The sequence below is a fragment of the Thermosipho sp. (in: thermotogales) genome (assembly GCF_020054775.1).
Lineage (GTDB): Bacteria > Thermotogota > Thermotogae > Thermotogales > Fervidobacteriaceae > Thermosipho > Thermosipho africanus.
This window is the reverse complement of the sequence record NZ_JAIHAP010000097.1, coordinates 1-5,724: the sequence shown is the minus strand read 5'-3', so window position 1 is coordinate 5,724 and position 5,724 is coordinate 1. Positions and strand designations below refer to the sequence as shown.

General features: G+C 30.2%; 6 protein-coding genes. All 6 read left to right on the top strand.

Annotation, left to right across the window (positions count from 1 at the left end):
• Positions 1-330 (top strand): GDP-mannose 4,6-dehydratase (locus JG780_RS10370; protein WP_287570566.1); only part of this gene is annotated, 330 nt, incomplete at its 5' end.
• An 80-nt stretch (positions 331-410) separates the two neighbouring features.
• A complete protein-coding gene (locus tag JG780_RS10365; protein WP_287570565.1) occupies positions 411-1,121 on the top strand; it encodes a WbqC family protein in 711 nt (236 codons plus the stop codon).
• 9 nt (positions 1,122-1,130) lie between these two features.
• Entirely contained in the window at positions 1,131-2,081 is a 951-nt protein-coding gene (locus JG780_RS10360) for a hypothetical protein (RefSeq protein ID WP_287570563.1), read from the top strand.
• A gap of 18 nt (positions 2,082-2,099) precedes the next feature.
• The gene (locus JG780_RS10355; RefSeq protein ID WP_287570562.1) at positions 2,100-3,104 is read left to right on the top strand and encodes a sulfotransferase; all 1,005 of its coding nucleotides are present in this window, start codon (positions 2,100-2,102) and stop codon (positions 3,102-3,104) included.
• A 1,438-nt stretch (positions 3,105-4,542) separates the two neighbouring features.
• Positions 4,543-4,848 (top strand): hypothetical protein, encoded by a 306-nt coding sequence (locus JG780_RS10350; RefSeq protein ID WP_121567479.1) that lies wholly within the window; start codon positions 4,543-4,545, stop codon positions 4,846-4,848.
• A 173-nt stretch (positions 4,849-5,021) separates the two neighbouring features.
• Complete coding sequence (locus JG780_RS10345; RefSeq protein WP_158584878.1) at positions 5,022-5,183, top strand: hypothetical protein; 162 nt, start codon at positions 5,022-5,024, stop codon at positions 5,181-5,183.
• Positions 5,184-5,724 lie beyond the last annotated feature (541 nt).

Sequence of the window (5,724 nt, the reverse complement as noted above, 5' to 3'; positions counted from 1 at the left end):
AGAAGTGGAGAAGTATACAACATAGGTGGACACAACGAAAAAGAAAACATAGAGATAGTGAAAACGATAATAGAATACTTGCAAGAAAAAACAAAAGACGAAAAGATAAACGAAGGATTGATTAAACATGTGAAAGACAGGTTAGGCCATGACAGAAGGTACGCAATAGACCCAAGAAAGATAAAAGAAGAGTTAGGTTGGGAACCAGAGACAAAGTTTGAAGAAGGAATAAAAAGAACGATAGATTGGTACCTTACAAACAAAGAATGGATAGAGAAGGTTATAACAGGTGAGTATTTGGAGTTTTATAGGAGGAATTATGGGGGATGAAGGTTATATGAAAAAACATCTTTTAGTGAGTAAAATGTTTTTAAAAACGACATTAAATATTTTCTTTGAGAGGTGGTTAAATGAAATTAGCTATTATGCAACCATATTTCTTCCCGTATTTGGGCTATTTCAGTTTAATAAAACATACTGACATGTTTATTTTATTTGATACAGTACAATTTATCAGGCATGGTTGGATAGAGAGAAATAGAATATTAAAGCCGTCTGAGGGATGGCAATATATTAAAGTTCCATTAAAAAAGCATTCCAGAGAAACTATAATTAAAGATATTCTAATTGACAATGATCAAGCTTGGAAAGAAAAGATTTTAGCTCAACTTCAACATTATAAGAAATCAGCACCTTATTATTTAAATGTAATTGGAATTTTAAAGGAAGTATTTTCTCAAGAATATAACAGTATTGTTGATTTGAATTTATTTTCATTAAACGTGGTTTGTAATTACTTAAAAATTAAAACTCCAATTGAGATATATTCAAAAATGAACCTTGTCATAGAACAAGTTAACGCCCCAGATGAATGGGCTTTGAATATTTGTAAATCAATGAAAGAAGTTACTGAATATTGGAATCCTCCCGGAGGTAAATCATTTTTTCATAAAGAAAAATATATGAAAGAAGGAATAGACTTAAAATTTCATGAAATGAAATTAATCGAATATGATCAAAAGAGAAATAAATTTGAAGAAAATTTATCCATTATTGATGTAATGATGTTCAATTCAAGAGAAAAGATACAAGAAATGTTAGACCAATATACTTTACAATAGGTGAAAAAAATGAAAGAAATAGGTGGATACTTTGAGTTAGAAGAATTAATAAAAAATGAATATTATAAAAACTTAATTGCTTTAAATACAAGCAGAAATGCATTGTATTATGTATTGAAAGCTCGAAATATAAAAAAATTATATATTCCGTATTACTTATGTGATTCTATAAGTAATATGCTAAATAGGTATAAATTTAATTATGATTATTACAATATTAACTCTGATTTTACTCCGTTTTTTAGCAAAAAGCTTTCTTCTGATGAATATTTATACATAGTAAATTATTATGGGTTTTTAGAAGAAGAGCTAGTAATATCATTAAAAGAAAAGTATGGCAGAATAATTTTAGATAATACACACTCTTTTTTTCAAAGTCCAATAAAAAACATTGATACAATATACTCTTGTCGAAAGTTTTTTGGGGTCCCTGATGGAGCTTACCTTTCTACAAATGTTAAATTAAATGAAAAAATAGAGATTGATGAATCTAAAGATAGAATGAAACATCTACTTGGACGATATGAGGGAAAAGCTTCTGATTATTACAACGAATTTCAAATGAATGAAAAAAAGCTAGAAAGTTTATCTCTAAAATATATGTCAAAATTAACTCATAATATCTTGGGTGCAATTGATTATGAAAGGGTTCTTGAGATTAGAAACAAAAATTACGGGTATTTAAAAGAAAATCTTGACAAGTATAATAAAGTAAAAACAAAAAATATTGTCGGGCCATTCGCTTATCCTTTGTATATTGAAAATGGGATAAAAATAAAAAAAGAATTGGCAAAAAAAGGAATCTATATACCTACATTATGGGGAAATGTGCTCGAAGAGATGCCTAATAGTTCGATAGAATACAAATATGCTTCTAATATTCTGCCATTACCCTGCGACCAAAGATACAATTTAGAACATATGCAGTTTATAGTAAATGAAATATCAAAATACTTTTGACATAAGGGGATAAAACTTGTGGGAAACGATTCTAAGAGAAAAAAAGAATTTGAAAGAAATAAAAACCTTGAGATTTTTTTAGAAGAAGTTAATAATGATCTATGGAATAGTGAAAAAGAATTATTAAAAAATGAATTTCCAGAATTACCTCTATTATTTATAGTAGGACCCCATAGATCTGGGACAACACTAGTTTTACAATGGCTGGCAAATACTAATGAATTTGCTTACCCTACTAATCTATTATCAAGATTTTATAAAGCTCCTATTGTAGGAGCCAAAATTCAAAGATTACTGACTGACGAGAAATACAACTATAGGAATGAAATATTAGATTTTGATTCAAAGATTAACTATGAATCTGAAAATGGAAAAACAAAGGGTGCAGTGGCCCCTAATGAATTTTGGTATTTTTGGAGAAGATTTTTACCTTTTGGGGATCTGGATTACCTACCATCACTTGAACTAAAGAAAAAAGTTAATATAGAATTATTAAAAAAAGAACTTTATGGTATAGCTAATGTTTTTGAAAAACCTTTTGCTTTGAAAGCTTTGATAATGAATTATAATATAGATTTTTTAGATACGATATTCGAAAATGCATTATTTATATACACAAAAAGAGACCCCTTAACTAACATAGAATCTGCTTTAGAAGCTAGAATAAGGCAATATGGTGATGTTGAAAAATGGTATTCATTTAAGATACCAGAATATAATGAGCTAATTAAAATGAAAGACCCAATCTTACAAACTGCAGGTCAAATATATTATATAAATAAAGCTGTAAAAAAGGGATTAGAAAAAGTAAAAGAGGATAAGAAAATAATTTTTCAATATGAAGATTTTTGTGATAATCCTGAAAAATACTACTATGAAATACGAAGGAAATTAATGGGTAAAGGACACATTCTAAGTAAAGATTATAAAGGGCCATCTTCTTTTAGAATTACAAGAAGCAACGCTAAGGATCAAAGAATTGAGGATGCCTACAATTATTTTTTACAAAAATATGGAGAATAAAAATTTGTTAGGATATTCAATGATTAATTAAAGAAAATGTTTCTTCCTAAAAATATTTGATTAATTATTCAATAAAGTTAGTAAAAAAACATAGTAAATTCAAGATGTATTAAATAGGTGTGGCTAAAGAAGTAAAACTAGAACTAAGCAATTAGTGGAAAGAATCAGTATTCGATTAGCCATAGCAATAACTTAAAACGGTTTTCATTTCTCCAATAAATTGGAGAAGATTCCCACCGCATTTCCTAAAAATTAAAAGCAACAGTTTTTAGTAATAATTTAAGGCAGAAATTTCACTTACAAAAAAATCTGCTAAAAATTTCTCAATTTCAGTCGATAAAAATAGGATAAACAATTGACTAAAAAGAAAAATTAAAAGGCAATGAAAATACAATCATCCTTATCGGTAGGTTGCAGGGCGAAGCACTCTCCCACGTGCGCCCAGCATGGGCAATAGCTAAGCGGTGAAAGTCTGTTGTGGGTCAGGTAGCAGGAACTACTAGTTAAGGCAAGGGTATCCATCGTGAGGTGGAATCTGAAGGAAGCCCAAAGCAAAGTCCCGATGCAATTTACAGCAAAAGAAAAACTTGAAGAGCGTATCAAGTTAAAATCAAAATCTCCAATTGCTATTGCTAAGTGAATTTTTTTCGTTTAGTAAATACAGCATCTTTGAAATATCAGATAAAAATTTAAAAATATATTACAGAAGGCATAAATGCGGATGGTTTCAAAAAATTAGCTTATCAAAAAGCTATAGAAGAGGAAATAGAAAATAGGAGCAGAAAATCTATACATCTCTTTGATTAAGATTGTAAATTTAAATTATTATAGGAATAAATTGGAGAAGGACATAAAGAGTATAGAATCCAATATGAATATCAAAAAAATAGGGGAGAAAATAGTCATATTTTTGGGAATATCTAATATAACCGAGGAACAAAAAGATGTAATGTATAATGTATATGATGTCATTCAAAATTTTGAAAAAAATCTGCGTTAGGGAATGAAATTAATAACAAGATGTTTTTTAAAAAACAGCGGTTGAAAAGGCTTCTCTTGTAACAAAAGTAGCTTTTGGATAAGTGTAGAGATCAGTTTTTTTATTTTTCTAAAATGATATCAGATTATTTAATCATCTGTTCATATTTTTTTCTACCCACACTTTTTGGAAGAGAACCAATAAATTTAATGGGAAAAAGGAGAAAATAACATGGCCATACAATATAAAAATCTTGATGATCAAACACGCAAGTTTATGCTCAAGGAATTGGAAATGGATGTTAAGGAGGGAACCCTATATATAAGCCCTCGTTTGAATTCCAATGGAAAATCTAATTGGGCTGAACTTCTTATAGATGCTATCGTTGGTCACAATGATGATTGGTTAGCTGCTCAGTTAAATGAGCAGCGTTATATGGAATCAGAGGAGGAAAGGAGATTGCGAAGTGGAGGAATAACGAAAGCCGAAGTTCCTGTGAATGCTCCTGAAACGCTAGCTGAAGGTGAATTCAATCGTTTTTACGCACGCGGAATATGTGCAAGAGCAATTGCTGAGGGGATCAGTGAAGTTGTAGTGTATAGAGGGAAGCAAGTTCAACAGCCACGCCAAAAGTCCCAAGCAATGATTGGAAGGAGAATTGATCCGCAAGCTTTGTTGGAAGACCTCAGAAAATCGCAAGGGGTAGAACCAGCTTTAGGTATACCACCTGGACCAAATTCAGGTTTGACTATCTCCTTACCATGAAAAAAGTAGGCACTTCCGCTAACATAGGACAAACGACGACGCCTTGCACTTCATATGTCCGCGGACGTTGTCCAAAATTGAGCCTGCCGCCTGTAAGAAGCAGAGGATGTTGTAACTTTATTATATAACCAAAAACGAATGTTTTATATAATCATAAGATATAGGAGATAGGTATGGAAGATGCTAATGTTGCTTTGATACCTAAGGAGATAGAAGAGATAAAAAGGGAGACAGCATATATTAAAGAGCATATGACAGGCGTGGATAGAATTTTGATGGATGAAGAGATAATAATGTTAAAAGGAGCTGAGAAAGAATACCAACTAAAAAAATAGGCCAAAACAACGATTAACTAAAGGAAACACCCCGAAAAGGGTTCAAGGGAAATAAGGTAAGAAGAAAAAGAACTAAAATATTGAATAATTATACAAAATGCTTTTTGAAAATCGAAATAATTCTTAAAAAAATCGAAAAGTAATTAAAATTGAGGAATTTTTTAGGAAAAATATGTATGAAAGAAGGGTATAACAGGAGAGTATTTGGAGTTTTATAGGAGGAATTATGAGGGATGAAAGTTATAAGGAAGATAGTTCTCTTACGAAAATAGCAAATAATTAATCTGGAGTGAAATTAAGTTTACCAATTATCTAACCACACTTTTTGAAAGAGAAGCGCTATATAAACCATAATATCCTTTGAATGTGTCAAAAGGGAGTATGTATTTTTAAGCGAAGTTTTAGCTATGTTCAAAAAAAGAAAAAATTAAAAGAAGATATAAAAAATACTAAAGTTTTTGGAAAACTGTTCGATAATATTTATGAAAATCCTTAGCGCTAAGGGAAAATCCTTGTCCAAGGAAGGGCAAGAAACAAAAAA

Bases quoted from the DNA above. Each gene is read 5' to 3' on its own strand.
- JG780_RS10365 (WP_287570565.1), top strand. From the start codon at position 411: ATGAAATTAGCTATTATGCAACCATATTTCTTCCCGTATTTGGGCTAT.
- JG780_RS10360 (WP_287570563.1), top strand. From the start codon at position 1,131: ATGAAAGAAATAGGTGGATACTTTGAGTTAGAAGAATTAATAAAAAAT.
- JG780_RS10345 (WP_158584878.1), top strand. From the start codon at position 5,022: ATGGAAGATGCTAATGTTGCTTTGATACCTAAGGAGATAGAAGAGATA.